Source organism: Faecalibacterium sp. Marseille-Q3530 (assembly GCF_017377625.1).
Classification (GTDB): Bacteria; Bacillota; Clostridia; order Oscillospirales; family Ruminococcaceae; genus Faecalibacterium; species Faecalibacterium prausnitzii_E.
In genome coordinates this window covers 69,384-81,776 of the sequence record NZ_JAFREH010000010.1, presented here as the reverse complement: position 1 = coordinate 81,776, position 12,393 = coordinate 69,384, and the positions used below count along the sequence as shown (strand labels likewise).

Annotated in this window: 12 protein-coding genes; 7 read left to right on the top strand and 5 right to left on the bottom strand. The window is 60.1% G+C overall.

Features of this window, described 5'->3' with window-relative positions:
• Positions 1-108: 108 nt before the first annotated feature.
• Positions 109-834, bottom strand: a complete 726-nt coding sequence (locus tag J3350_RS09540) for a RadC family protein (protein WP_207686455.1) — start codon at positions 832-834, stop codon at positions 109-111.
• Between the two features lie 170 nt (positions 835-1,004).
• On the opposite strand from J3350_RS09540, the gene J3350_RS09535 reads away from it, so the two are divergent.
• Genes J3350_RS09535 through J3350_RS09520 form a run of 4 tightly spaced genes read left to right on the top strand, consistent with a single transcriptional unit; the run spans position 1,005 to position 3,633 of the window.
• Positions 1,005-1,988, top strand: coding sequence for an RluA family pseudouridine synthase (locus J3350_RS09535; RefSeq protein WP_207686454.1), 984 nt, complete (start codon positions 1,005-1,007; stop codon positions 1,986-1,988).
• 13 nt (positions 1,989-2,001) lie between these two features.
• Positions 2,002-2,376, top strand: a complete 375-nt coding sequence (locus tag J3350_RS09530; RefSeq protein ID WP_207686453.1) for a PAS domain-containing protein — start codon at positions 2,002-2,004, stop codon at positions 2,374-2,376.
• 18 nt (positions 2,377-2,394) lie between these two features.
• Positions 2,395-3,027 (top strand): CatA-like O-acetyltransferase, encoded by a 633-nt coding sequence (locus J3350_RS09525; protein ID WP_207686452.1) that lies wholly within the window; start codon positions 2,395-2,397, stop codon positions 3,025-3,027.
• Between the two features lie 15 nt (positions 3,028-3,042).
• The gene (locus J3350_RS09520) at positions 3,043-3,633 is read left to right on the top strand and encodes an HD domain-containing protein (protein WP_207686451.1); all 591 of its coding nucleotides are present in this window, start codon (positions 3,043-3,045) and stop codon (positions 3,631-3,633) included.
• 39 nt (positions 3,634-3,672) lie between these two features.
• Here the strand turns inward: J3350_RS09520 and J3350_RS09515 are convergent, their stop codons facing one another.
• The gene (locus J3350_RS09515; protein WP_118552538.1) at positions 3,673-5,280 is read right to left on the bottom strand and encodes an MBL fold metallo-hydrolase RNA specificity domain-containing protein; all 1,608 of its coding nucleotides are present in this window, start codon (positions 5,278-5,280) and stop codon (positions 3,673-3,675) included.
• A 261-nt stretch (positions 5,281-5,541) separates the two neighbouring features.
• On the opposite strand from J3350_RS09515, the gene typA reads away from it, so the two are divergent.
• Positions 5,542-7,365 (top strand): translational GTPase TypA, encoded by a 1,824-nt coding sequence (typA, locus tag J3350_RS09510; protein WP_097793372.1) that lies wholly within the window; start codon positions 5,542-5,544, stop codon positions 7,363-7,365.
• Between the two features lie 71 nt (positions 7,366-7,436).
• Here the strand turns inward: typA and J3350_RS09505 are convergent, their stop codons facing one another.
• Together J3350_RS09505 and J3350_RS09500 are read right to left on the bottom strand one after the other, a co-directional pair.
• The gene (locus J3350_RS09505) at positions 7,437-7,589 is read right to left on the bottom strand and encodes a hypothetical protein (protein WP_207686450.1); all 153 of its coding nucleotides are present in this window, start codon (positions 7,587-7,589) and stop codon (positions 7,437-7,439) included.
• 54 nt (positions 7,590-7,643) lie between these two features.
• Positions 7,644-8,906 (bottom strand): hypothetical protein, encoded by a 1,263-nt coding sequence (locus J3350_RS09500; protein WP_207686449.1) that lies wholly within the window; start codon positions 8,904-8,906, stop codon positions 7,644-7,646.
• Positions 8,907-9,170: 264 nt separating this feature from the next.
• On the opposite strand from J3350_RS09500, the gene J3350_RS09495 reads away from it, so the two are divergent.
• Entirely contained in the window at positions 9,171-9,698 is a 528-nt protein-coding gene (locus J3350_RS09495; protein ID WP_207686448.1) for a nitroreductase, read from the top strand.
• Between the two features lie 53 nt (positions 9,699-9,751).
• Here J3350_RS09495 and J3350_RS09490 read toward each other — a convergent pair whose 3' ends face one another.
• The gene (locus J3350_RS09490; protein ID WP_207686447.1) at positions 9,752-10,798 is read right to left on the bottom strand and encodes a GDSL-type esterase/lipase family protein; all 1,047 of its coding nucleotides are present in this window, start codon (positions 10,796-10,798) and stop codon (positions 9,752-9,754) included.
• Positions 10,799-11,148: 350 nt separating this feature from the next.
• Between J3350_RS09490 and J3350_RS09485 the strand changes: the two genes are divergently transcribed.
• Positions 11,149-12,372 (top strand): 6-phosphofructokinase, encoded by a 1,224-nt coding sequence (locus tag J3350_RS09485; protein WP_207686446.1) that lies wholly within the window; start codon positions 11,149-11,151, stop codon positions 12,370-12,372.
• The last annotated feature ends 21 nt before the right edge of the window (positions 12,373-12,393 follow it).

Sequence of the window (12,393 nt, the reverse complement as noted above, 5' to 3'; positions counted from 1 at the left end):
TCCCGGCGGGTATCCGAGGTGGGGACCCGACGCGAAGCGTTGGGGAGGGCATGGAATGCCCTTTGACCCGCCGGGAAAAGCTCCCGGAGATGCGGCCTTTCCTGCATCTCAGTACGGCCTTAACATCTCCCCGGTCGCAAGGTCATAAAACGGCAGGCGGTTCTCCTCCCGCATGGAAAAATACTCCGTCTCGGTCAGGATGATGTGGTCCCGCAGAAGGACATGGACGAGCCCCAGCGCCCGGACGATGTTCTCGGTGGCCTGGATGTCCTCCCGCGAGGGCAGCGCCACGCCGTTTGGGTGGTTGTGGCACAGCACGACCCGGTCGGTGCCGCCCTTCAAGGCTGCCGCCACCACGTCTTTGATGGCAAGGCTCACCCGGTCGCTGGTGCCGTCCTTGAGCCAGAGCGTCGCCCGGACCCGGCTGCGGCTGTCCAGCGCCAGCAGAAGGGCGCGCTCCTGCGCGGCCCCGGCAAACAGGCCCATCAGGTGTTCCGCCAGCTGTTCCGTCGTCTTCAGGCAGCCGTTTCTGCCGGTGCGGCACTGGGTATAGTATCGGCAGACATCGGGCATCAGATGCAGCATCCGGGCCGTGGCCGGGCCAACGCCCTCCACCGTCATCAGGTCTTCCTCCGAGGCATCCAGCACCCCGGCAAAATCACCGAAGCGGTCGATGAGCTCGTGGGCCATCCGGTTCGTGTTCTTCCGCGCGTTGGTGATGTACAGCAGGCATTCCAGTGCCTCGTGCGGTTCCAGGCTGGCAAAGCCGTTCTCTGCCACCCGGCTGCGCATCCGTCTGCGGTGCCCGGTATGGATCTTTGAATCTTCCGCCATAAGTCGGCTCCTTTCGCGCGCTTTCTCCTCTTAATAGTACCCGATTTTCTGCAAAACACAAGGGCCCGGCCTAAATTTTCGCGTTGACTTCAGAAAACGAGTAGTTTATTATAAGGTTATCGCATCCATGCGCGGCCCATCCGCGCTTCAACATGAGGAACAGAACAAGAATGAAACAATACACTGCGACCGCCAACGACGACGGTGTGCGGCTCTCCCGCTTTGTACAGAGCGTGACCCGCGATCTTCCCACAAGTCTGCTGTACAAAAGCTTCCGCAACAAGCGCATCAAGGTCAACGGCAAAAAAGGCGCCCCCGAAGACCGCATCCAGGCCGGCGACCTCATCGAACTTTACATCAACGACGAGTTCTTCCCGCCGGAAGGGGCGAAGCCCGCACCGAAAGCCCCCAAAAAGCAGCCCAATCAGCCCAAGGTGACGATCATCTACGAGGACGAGAACATCGCCGTGCTCTACAAGCCCACCCACCTGCTCTGCCACAGCGACCGCACCGGCGACGCGAATCTGGTGGACGCCTTCACCCAGTACCTCGCGCAGAAGGGCGAGTACGACCCCCACGGCGAGAACCGCTTCAAGCCCGGCATCTGCAACCGGCTGGACCGCGGCACCGAGGGTCTGGTCATCGCGGCCAAGAGCTACGCCGCCCTGCGGGACATGAACGAGATCATCCGCACCGATCTGCTCAAAAAGGAATACTACACCATCACCGTGGGCATCCCCCAGAGCGGCCGCTTCACGGCCTGGTGGGAGCACGACGAGAAGAACAACAAGGTCAGCATCCACGCGCACCAGTCTCAGGATGAGCGCCGGAAGCAGATCATCACCGATGTGGACGTCCTGCGCACCGCCGGGCCGTTCGCGCTGTGCAGGATCGGCCTCATCACCGGGCGGACGCACCAGATCCGCGCCCACCTCGCCTACCTCGGCAAGCCGGTGCTGGGCGATATCAAATACGGCAACCGCAAGATGAACGAGCGCACCGGCACCAAGACCCAGGCCCTCTGCGCCGTCCGCGTTCGCTTCCTCGATATCCCGGAGGAGAACACCCTGCACTACCTCTCCGGCAAGGTCATCAAGCTGAAAGACCCGCAGATCTTGAAGCAGTTCGACGCGCTGGACCAGAGTAAAGAATAAAAGGAGACTCTCCATGGAAAACCTGAACGCCTATTTCAAAAGTGTCATCGACCAGGACACCGCATCAGTCGTCCTGTGTGACCTGAACCACACCATCGTCTACATGAACCCTGCCGCCGTCCGCAATTATGCCAAGCACGGCGGCGCGGCGCTCATCGGCCGCAGCCTGCTCCACTGCCACAATGCCAGCTCGAACAGCCGCATTCAGGAAGTCGTGGACTGGTTCGCGGCCAGCCCGGAGCACAACATCATCTACACCTATCACAACGAAAAGCAGAACAAAGACGTCTATATGGTCGCCCTGCGGGATGCCGACGGCACCCTCATCGGCTACTACGAAAAGCACGAGTTCCGCAGCCCGGAGACGATGGAGCGATACGCCTTTTAAGAGAAAGCGAGCATTGCCATGCAGAAGATCGACCGTTCCACCTGGCCCCGCGCGGAAAAGTTCGGCTTTTTCTCGGCGGTGTCCCAACCGTTTTACAGTGTCACTTTCCGGGTGGATGTGACGAACCTCCACGCCTACACCAAGCAGCGCGGGCTCTCGTTTTACTATGCGCTCGTGTATCTCGCAACGAACGCCGTCAATGCCGTGGAAAACTTCCGCTATACCATCCGGGATGGCGAAGTTTATCTGCTGGACGAGCGCATCCCCAGTTTTACCGACCTGAAACCCGGCAGCGAGGATTTTCACATCGTCACCCTGCCGCAGGAAGAAACGCTGGAGCAGTTCTGCGCCGCTGCCAAGGCCCGCAGCGAGGCACAGGCCCACTTCCTCGACCAGGACGACAAAGAGCTGGATGCCCTCATCTATTTTTCCTGCACCCCCTGGTTCGACCTCACAGCCCTGACCAACGAGCGCGATTTTGACCGCGACGACAACATCCCCCGCATCGCTTGGGGAAAGTACGTCCCGGACGGCGCAGGCCGCGAGACGCTGGGGATGTCGGTAGAGGTGAATCACCGCTTCCTCGACGGCATCCACCTCGGCAGATTCTACCAGACGCTTCAGGCGTCCATCGACGCGCTGGAGCCGTGAAAAAGGAGGCTGCGTATGTACCCCACCCGTGAAGAAGCCATTGCCCTGCTGGCGGAGGCCGAGCCGCACAACCCCGGTCCCTGGGGCGACCACAGCCGCACCGCCGCCCACTGCGCGGAGAAGATCGCCGCAGCCGTCGGGCTGGACCCGGACAAGGCGTTCGTGCTGGGCCTGCTGCACGACATTGGCCGCCGCTACGGCAAGCGTCACCTCGGCCATGTGTCGGACGGCTACACCTATATGATGGAGCTGGGCTATGACGAAGTGGCCCGCGTCTGCATGAGCCACTCGTTCAACGACCAATCCCTTGCCAGCTATGTCGGCCACAGGGACACCACACCCGAAGAAACGGCCCTTATTGAGCGGGAGCTCGCCACCATGGTCTACGACGACTACGACCGGCTCATTCAGCTCTGCGACTCGCTGGCGGGTGCGGCCGGCGTCGTGGATATCGAGGAGCGGATGGCTGATGTCAAGCGCCGCTACGGCGATTACCCCCAGAATAAATGGGACATGAACCTTGCCCTGAAAGCTCATTTTGAGCAGCTTGCCGGGCGCAGCATTTATGATGTTGTGGAAAAGGACAGCTACCGTCCTTCCACGTAAGACAAAAGCCACGCTTTCGCGTGGCTTTTGCTGTTTTTCTTATCGGTCCCACTTGTCGCAGAGGGCGTTGATCTGGTCGGCAAACCTGGCAAGGTCCTTGTTGGCCCCTCCCTCGTTGTGCTCGATGACCCGCAACAGGCGCTTGCCTGCGCTGACCAGGCGCTGGAAAACCGTGGCGGCGCGGCTGGCACCCTCACTGGGCCGACGCTCGACCCGCACTCTGGTGCCCTCCTGCACACAGACGGCCCCCTCAGCCCCGATAACCCACTGCGCCCCATTGTAGGGCGCACAGGCCGTGAAGCCTTCGTCGGTGAGGGTCTGGGCGAAGATGTTCTCCACCTCATCGTCGCCGTGGACGATGAAGACCCGCTTGGGCTTGGGCGAAAAGGCGTTGATCCACGCCAGCAGGCCGTTTTTGTCCGCGTGGCCGGACAGACCGGTCAGCTGGCAGATCTCCGCCCGCACCTCGATGGCCTCACCGAACAGTTTGACATCGGTAGCACCTTCAATGAGGGTGCGGCCCAGTGTGCCGACGGCCTGATAGCCCACGAAGAGGATGGTACACTCCGGCCGCCAAAGGTTGTGCTTGAGATGGTGGCGGATGCGGCCGGCCTCGCACATGCCGCTGGCCGAGAGGATGACCTTCGGCTCCCGGTCGGCGTTGATCATCCGGGATTCGTCGCTGGTCACGCTGACCCGCAGGCCGGGGCACTGGATGGGGTCGATGCCCTGGGCCAGCAGGGCGCGGGTCGCCTCGTCAAAACAGTCGGGGTCGGTATCCCTGAAGATGCGGGTCGCCTCGATGGCAAGCGGGCTGTCGATGTACACCGGGAAATTGCCGTGGCCCTTGACCAGACCTTTTTCCTTGATCTCCCGGATGAAATAGAGCAGCTCCTGCGTGCGGCCCACCGCGAAACTGGGGATGACCACATTGCCGCCCCGGTCAAAGGTGCGCTGCAATATTCTGGCCAGTTCGCCGATGTAATCCGGGCGGGGGCCGTGGAGCCGGTCGCCGTAGGTGGATTCCATCACCACATAGTCGGCATCGGTCAGATAGGTCGGGTCCTTGATGAGGGGCTGGTTCTGGTTGCCGATGTCGCCGGAGAAGACGAGCTTGGTGGTGGTGCCGTTCTCCGTCACCCAGATTGCAATGCTGGCCGACCCCAGCAGATGGCCCACATCCACGAACTCGATCACAAGGCCGGGGGCCAGTTCCAGTTTCGTGTTGTAATCCACGCCCCGGAACAGCTTGATGGCCGCTTCGGCATCCTGGACGGTATACATCGGCTCCACCGGCTCGGCACCGGAGCGCTTGCCCTTGCGGTTTTTCCACTCCGCCTCAAACTCCTGGATGTGGGCAGAGTCCCGCAGCATGATGCCGCACAGCTCCACGGTGGGGTTGGTGGCATAGATCCTGCCCCGGAACCCGTTGCGGGCCAGCAGCGGCAGCAGGCCGGTGTGGTCGATGTGGGCATGGGTCGCCAACACACCGTCGATCTCGCCGGGGGCCACGGGGATGGGCTGGTTTTCATAGGTATCCTTGCCCTGCTCCATGCCGCAGTCGATGAGATAGCGCTGCCCGGCGGCTTCCAGCAGGGTACAGCTGCCCGTCACCTCATGGTTCGCGCCCAAAAACGTCAGTTTCATCCAAAAGCACCTCCTGATCGATGCTCTCTGCCATTCGCACCGCGTCCGCAGCAAGCGAAGCGAGACCGAGAGGTTTTGCACTTTTATTATAACATATTTTCTTTTTCCAATGCGTCCAAATCGCGCCGGGAATATCAAGCAGAACGCCGAATTTTCGAAAAATTTTTTATACAATCTTGACAAACCACCCCCTGCTGATATAAACTTAATTCGTATGACGTAACTTCTACACAGAGATTCAAAATAGAGAGGTTGTATTTTATGGTTCGTAACGATTTGCGCAACGTCGCCATTATCGCTCACGTCGACCACGGCAAGACCACGCTGGTGGACGCCATGCTGCGTCAGAGCGGTGCTTTCCGCGACAATCAGGTCGTGGCCGAGCGCGTCATGGACAGCGGTGATATCGAGCGTGAGCGCGGCATCACCATCCTGGCCAAGAACTGCTCCTGCACCTACAAGGGTGTCAAGATCAACATCGTTGATACGCCGGGCCACGCCGACTTTGGCGGCGAGGTCGAGCGCGTTCTGAAGATGGTCAACGGTGTTCTGCTGCTGGTCGATGCAGCGGAAGGCTGCATGCCCCAGACCCGTTTCGTGCTGCAGAAGGCTCTGCAGCAGAACCTGAGCCTGGTGGTCGCCATCAACAAGATCGACCGCCCCGATGCCCGCATCAAGGAAGTCATCGACGAGGTCCTGTACCTGCTGATGGATCTGGGCGCTACCGATGAGCAGCTGGACTGCCCCATCCTGTTCTGCTGCGGCCGTCAGGGCACCGCAAGCCTGGACCCGGATGTGCCGGGCACCGACCTGATCCCCCTGTTCGACACCCTGCTGAGCACCATCCAGCCGCCGGAAGGCGACCCGGAGGCTCCGTTCCAGATGCTGGTCTCCTCGGTCGACTACAACGAGTTCGTGGGCCGCATCGGCATCGGCCGCATCCAGAACGGCGTTGCCCGCGTGGGCGAAGAGGTCCAGGTGTGCGACTGGCACAACCCCGACCTGAAGATGCGCGGCCGTCTGACCAAGCTGTACGACTTCCAGGCCAACGGCCGCCAGCCGTGCGACAACATCACCGCCGGTGATATCGTCGCCTTCTCCGGCCTGCCTGATGTCACCATCGGCAACACCCTGTGCTCTCCCTCTCAGGTCGAGCCGCTGCCCTTCGTGAAGATCAATGACCCCACCGTCGAGATGACCTTCTCCGTCAACGACAGCCCGCTGGCCGGCCGCGAGGGCAAGTTCGTCACCAGCCGCCAGATCCGTGACCGCCTGCAGAAGGAACTGCTGAAGGACGTCGCTCTGAAGGTGGAGGACTCCGCTACCACCGATTCCTTCCGCGTCATGGGCCGTGGTGAGATGCACCTGTCCATCCTGATCGAGACCATGCGCCGCGAAGGTTATGAGCTGCAGGTCTCTCCCCCGCACGTTCTGACCAAGATCATCGACGGCAAGACCTACGAGCCTATGGAGCATGTCGTCATCGATGTGCCCACCCAGTATCAGGGTGCTGTCATGACCGGTCTGGGCACCCGCAAGGCCGTCCTGCAGCAGATGGAGTCTCTGGGCACCGACCGTGTCCGTCTGGAGTTCCGGATGCCCAGCCGCGGCCTGTTCGGCTATCGCAACCAGTTCCTGACCGATACCCACGGCGAGGGCATCCTGAACCAGATCTTCGACGGTTACGACGTTTGGGCCGGCATGATCGCCAACCGCTCCACCGGCTCTCTGGTCAGCTTTGAGACCGGTGAGGCTGTCACCTACGGTCTGTTCAACGCACAGCAGCGCGGCACCCTTCTGGTCGGCGCTGGCGAGAAGGTCTACGAGGGTATGGTCATCGGCTACACTGCTTCCGGCGAGGACGTCGATGTTAACGTCTGCAAGACCAAGCATCTGACCAACACCCGTGCTTCCGGCTCCGATGACGCTCTGCGTCTGGTGCCCATCAGCAAGCTGAGCCTGGAGGGCTGCCTGGAGTTCCTGGCACCCGACGAGCTGCTGGAAGTCACCCCGGAGAACCTGCGCATCCGCAAGCAGATCCTGAACCACGACCAGCGCATGAAGGCCAAGAGCAAGCTGAAGTAAGCGCTCCCCTTTTTCGAAAACAGCTCAACGGCACCGCAAGCCCTACGGCCTGCGGTGCCGTTTTTTGTGTGTCAGTCTGAGCCGGTGCACTTGGACAGCTTCAGCAGTTCTTCCAGCGAACTTGCGTGGACCACGCCCTTTTTCTCCTGTTTTGGTTTGGCCGTTTCCCTCCTGACATCTTTTCTGGGGCGGTCGCCCTTCTTTTTCCTCTTTTCGTTCTTCATCGGGAGCATTCTGGGGGACTGCTGCGTTTTTTCTACCTTCTGAGGCTCTTGCTTTCAGGCACACTTCGGATACCCCCTGACCGGGTGATTCCTGCGGTACGCATCGTGCCGAACGATATACTCCAGATATTCCAGGATCGTTTTGGCTCGGTGCGCCTGGCTGTGGTACCCCGGCACAATAGTCGGGTGAAGCGGATCATCTTTGTTGTATGTATTTTTGTGATATAACCACAGCTTTCGGTCATTGCCATGGACCAGCAATTTCCAATTTCCGCAGCCCGATGCCACTTTGAGCTGGTCGTCTTCCAGTTCGCAGGTCAGACCATGCTTCGCGCAGTAGTCGAGGATTTTCTCCCGGTCATTTTCGAAACGCCTTCCAATTCCGGAGCACTGGTCGCACCGCCGGAGGCCCAATGCTCTTGCTTCTTCGGCGCTTTGGAGCGCCCGCCAAAGCTCCCGTTCTTCTTCCGTCTTCCGTCTCTGACAGCAGGGACAACCTCCCGCATGGAACCTTTTTTCAGGGTCGTCGATACGATAGTACCATTTGAGCAAAGGCGGCTTGGGCGGTTCAGGCTCCTCTCTTCCGGGGTATCTTCTCTGCAGCAATTCTTCCCGCGTATAGAGTTTATATCGTTCGCGCTTCTGACAGAGTTTGCAAACACGGCCTCCATCGCAGAAACGTCCCCAGTCTGCCAAGCGCAGAGAACGGCCCCTTACCGCCGGGCAGTCCGGAGCATGAAGAATGTTGGAGCTTCGTGTCTGAACCAGCGGCAGCCGTTTTTCTTCCGGGAGTTCACAGAGATGCCACGCAAGTACCTCAAACAATTGGCTGAGCGTTCTTGCCCGCTCCTTTGGTAGAAACATTCCACCGGGCTTTCCCGCAACATGCAGAAGTTCCATGCCATCCTGCAATGCGTCCGCCTGTGCTTCCGGAGCAATGGCATTCAAAATCGTTTGCACAAAGACGATTCTGGAAGCCGGAAGTTTCTTTCCAAAGCGCACCAGCGCATACAGCAGCATTTCAAGGGTCTCCTGATTCCACAGGACCAGAACGTCATACTGTGAAAATGTCCGCATAAAAACATCGACCGCATGGGCAAGCGTCCACCCCTGCCGGAGCGTCGTCAGATTGTTGTTCATCCGCCGCTTCGTCTGCTTTGTGATGTTCTCCGGATGCTCGACGCGTAGATACCTCCCGAATGTTTTGATGTCCGGTTCCCACGGCCAGCCCAGCTGACAGGAAAATCCATAGATCTCCCGCTCCATTTCTGGCCGCTTCGGAGTGTTCCACAGCAAGTCCACAAATAAATACCGCATCCATTCTCCCTCCTTTTCCTTTATTCTATACATTTTTTGTCCAACAAATCGGATTTTTAATATTTTGCAGTTCCATCACACGGCATAAAATGCTTGCCGCCTGGACACAGCCTATGTGTGATATGCACTTCAGCACTGTTGCAACGGCATCAAAAAGTTGAATCGTTTTATTTGCAAACCGGCTCCATTCTCTGTATAATAAAGAAAACTTCATCTCACTGCGGCGTTGTGCCGCGTGAAAGACGCAAACAGGGAGGTTTTGTTATGAACGACATCATTCAGGCCATGGAGACCCGCCGGAGCATCCGGCAGTTCAAGCCCGACATGCCCCGCAAGGAGGATCTTCAGCAGATCATCGAGGCCGGTCTTTACGCCGCCAACGGCAGAGGCCGACAGGGCGCGATCATTCTGGCCGTGACCAACAAAGAGCTGCGCGACAGGCTCTCCGCCCTGAACCGCGAGATCGGCGGCTTCCCGGAAGGCAAAGACCCCTTCTATGGTGCCCCGGCAGTCCTCATCGTACTGGCAGACAAGAGCTGCCCCACCGGCATCTACGACGGCAGCCTCGTCATGGGCAACCTGATGCTGGCCGCACACGCACTGGGTCTGGGCAGTATCTGGATTCACCGCGCCAAGGAGGAGTTCGAGCGCCCGGAGTACAAGCAGCTGCTCAAAGACCTCGGCGTCGAGGGCGAGTGGGAAGGCATCGGCCACTGCGTCGTCGGTACCATCGACGGCGAAGCCCCGCAGCCCGCACCCCGCCGGGACGGCCGGGTGTTCTGGGCCGAATAAGCAGGCGCAAAAAAGGAACGGCATACCAGACGGTGTGCCGTTCCTTTTTGTGCTTAATTTGCCGCGTAGGCGCTGCCCTGCGTCCAGGCATTGGCAGCCGAATACTTTGCGTGGTTGCGCAGATAGGTGACCCAGGCACCGTAGCCGTTGCCTGCCGAGAAATGGATGCCGTCCGGAGCGGCCAGCACCTCTTTCAGGTTGCCCTCGCCGTCGGCGAAGGTCTCCCACAGGTCGAGGTAAACGCAGCCCTTGTCCGCTGCCAGCAGGGCCAGCTGCTCATTGACCGAGCGGATGACGTCCGACGCAAGGCCGGGCTTTTCCGCCGCAGCGGCCGGGCGCACCGGCGGGATGGACTGGACGTAGATGACGCAGTCATTGCCCAGCGTCTGCCGCAGCAGGTCCAGCATCTGGCCGTAGTAGGCCAGGAAGCGGTCTGCCGCGCCCAGCGTGGTCAGGGTGTTGGTGCCCAGCAGAAGATAGAGCTTTTTCGGGTGGGCAGCGGCCAACACATCCAGCGCGACCTCCTCGCCGCGGGTGGAGCTCTTGACGGCGCTGCGGTTCACGATGGCGTCCGGGCCGACGCCGGTGTAGCCGCAGATGAGCGCACCGCCCAGGTTGATGTTGTAATCGGAAAAGCCCACCGTCAGGCTGTCACCGAGGAAGGCTGCATCCGCAAAATAGCTCAGGTCCACCTGCCCGCAGCTGGGCTGGCGGATGGTGCTGCTGTCGTGCGCCTTGACCGTGTAGCCGCCCGCCGTCTGCCGGGCCGGGCCGAAGTTTTCCAGCGTCACGGCCGCGGCACCAGGATCCGCCGTGCTGCCCGCACTGCCGGAGTCCGCTGCGGTCTCCCCGCTCTCCCCCGCTGTGCTGTCGGCCGCTGCGCCCTGCATGGGCAGCGGAGCCAGAATGTTCTCGGCCATGCCGCTGGAAGTCGCAGTCTGCGGCTGCTCGCTCTCCTTCGAACCGTTTTCCAGAATGGCCGTCACGGCCAGTGAGAGCAGCAGAATGGCTGCAATGACCCCTGCCAGCCGCAGCCCGGTCCCTGCACGGCTGCGCCTGGCGCGGCCATGCGCCGAATGATATTCGTGTGAAATTCCCATCGTCGTTCCCCTTGCCTTTTTTATATTTACGGGTAGTATCCCTCAAAAATTGCATCGCATTCCGGGATCGTACCGTTTTTTGTGCCATATGACCATTATTGTATCATAATTTTTTTGCCTGTGCAACCAATCAGGTCTTGCATACAACAGGCAAATGGTTTACAATAGAAGAGTAGCAGGAATTGTGCCGTTTTCATTGAAGTGCTTGCACATCCTGCATTCTTTTTGTACGACTTGCGGCGAATGGCTGCGCTTGTTCCGGGAGCAGTGCAGGGCACCCGAAACAGTTTCCGAACGCAGCCGTCCGTTTTGCGGGACGTAACAGTTTTTTGGATAAGAAGGAGGTTCTCATGGCGAAAAACGTCATCATTGGCCAGAGCGGCGGCCCCACAGCCGTCATCAATTCCAGTCTGGCAGGCGTCTACAAAGCCGCGATCAGTCTGGGAGCTGAGAAGGTCTACGGGATGCAGTACGGCATCGAAGGCCTGCTCAAGGAAGAGATGCTGGAGCTGAACGTTCTGCTGAACGACCGCATGAGCATCGAGCTGCTCAAGCGCACCCCGTCCAGCTATCTGGGCAGCTGCCGCTACAAGCTGCCTGACCCGGATGTGGACGCCACCCCGTTCGTCAAACTCTTCACCCTGTTTGACAAGTACGACATCTGTGCGCTGTTCTACATCGGCGGCAACGACTCGATGGACACCATCGCCAAGCTCAGCCGCTATGGCGCGCGGGTGAGCAGCCCGGTACGGTTCATCGGTGTGCCCAAGACCATCGACAACGACCTGTGCCTGACCGACCACACCCCCGGCTACGGCTCGGCAGCCAAGTACATTGCCACCATCCTGAAGGAAGTCATCCGGGACTCTTCCGTCTACAACATCCGCAGCGTGACCGTGGCCGAGATCATGGGCCGCCACGCGGGCTGGCTGGCCGGTGCGGCCTGCCTGGCCGGCGGTGATGACTGCGAAGGCCCGGACCTCATCCTGCTGCCGGAAGTCCCCTTTGATGCGGACCGCTTTCTGGCCAGGGTGGACGAGCTGCAAAAGAGCAAGCCCAATGTCATCATCGCAGCCAGCGAGGGCGTGAAGACCGCCGACGGCACCTATCTGTGCGATCTGGTCTCCACCGCCGGGCAGCTGGATGCCTTTGGCCACAAGGCCATTCTCAGCGGCACCAGCCGCTATCTGTCCGACCTCATCCACGACCGGCTGAACTGCAAGAGCCGCGCCATCGAGTTCTCGACTCTGCAGCGCTGCGCCAGCCATCTGGCCAGCCGCACCGATGTGAACGAGGCCTACGCCGTGGGCGGTGCGGCCGCTGCGGCTGCTTTTGCGGGCGAGACCGGCAAGATGATCTCGCTCAAGCGCATCTCCAACTACCCCTATCAGTGCATCACCGAGGCCGTGGATGTCCAGAAGGTGGCGAACCTTGAGAAGAAGGTCCCGCTGGATTGGATCACCCCGGACGGGATGCAGGTCATGGCGGCATTTGAAGAATATGCCCGCCCGCTGATCCTGGACGAGGTGACGCCTGTTTACGTCAACGGCACCCCGCGTCACATCCGCCTGTAAGTTCCCCCGCGCATCCCTCTT

Bases quoted from the DNA above. Each gene is read 5' to 3' on its own strand.
- J3350_RS09500 (WP_207686449.1), bottom strand. From the start codon at position 8,906: ATGCGGTATTTATTTGTGGACTTGCTGTGGAACACTCCGAAGCGGCCA.
- J3350_RS09505 (WP_207686450.1), bottom strand. From the start codon at position 7,589: ATGAAGAACGAAAAGAGGAAAAAGAAGGGCGACCGCCCCAGAAAAGAT.
- J3350_RS09535 (WP_207686454.1), top strand. From the start codon at position 1,005: ATGAAACAATACACTGCGACCGCCAACGACGACGGTGTGCGGCTCTCC.
- J3350_RS09495 (WP_207686448.1), top strand. From the start codon at position 9,171: ATGAACGACATCATTCAGGCCATGGAGACCCGCCGGAGCATCCGGCAG.
- J3350_RS09490 (WP_207686447.1), bottom strand. From the start codon at position 10,798: ATGGGAATTTCACACGAATATCATTCGGCGCATGGCCGCGCCAGGCGC.
- J3350_RS09525 (WP_207686452.1), top strand. From the start codon at position 2,395: ATGCAGAAGATCGACCGTTCCACCTGGCCCCGCGCGGAAAAGTTCGGC.
- J3350_RS09530 (WP_207686453.1), top strand. From the start codon at position 2,002: ATGGAAAACCTGAACGCCTATTTCAAAAGTGTCATCGACCAGGACACC.
- J3350_RS09520 (WP_207686451.1), top strand. From the start codon at position 3,043: ATGTACCCCACCCGTGAAGAAGCCATTGCCCTGCTGGCGGAGGCCGAG.
- J3350_RS09540 (WP_207686455.1), bottom strand. From the start codon at position 834: ATGGCGGAAGATTCAAAGATCCATACCGGGCACCGCAGACGGATGCGC.
- J3350_RS09515 (WP_118552538.1), bottom strand. From the start codon at position 5,280: ATGAAACTGACGTTTTTGGGCGCGAACCATGAGGTGACGGGCAGCTGT.
- typA (WP_097793372.1), top strand. From the start codon at position 5,542: ATGGTTCGTAACGATTTGCGCAACGTCGCCATTATCGCTCACGTCGAC.
- J3350_RS09485 (WP_207686446.1), top strand. From the start codon at position 11,149: ATGGCGAAAAACGTCATCATTGGCCAGAGCGGCGGCCCCACAGCCGTC.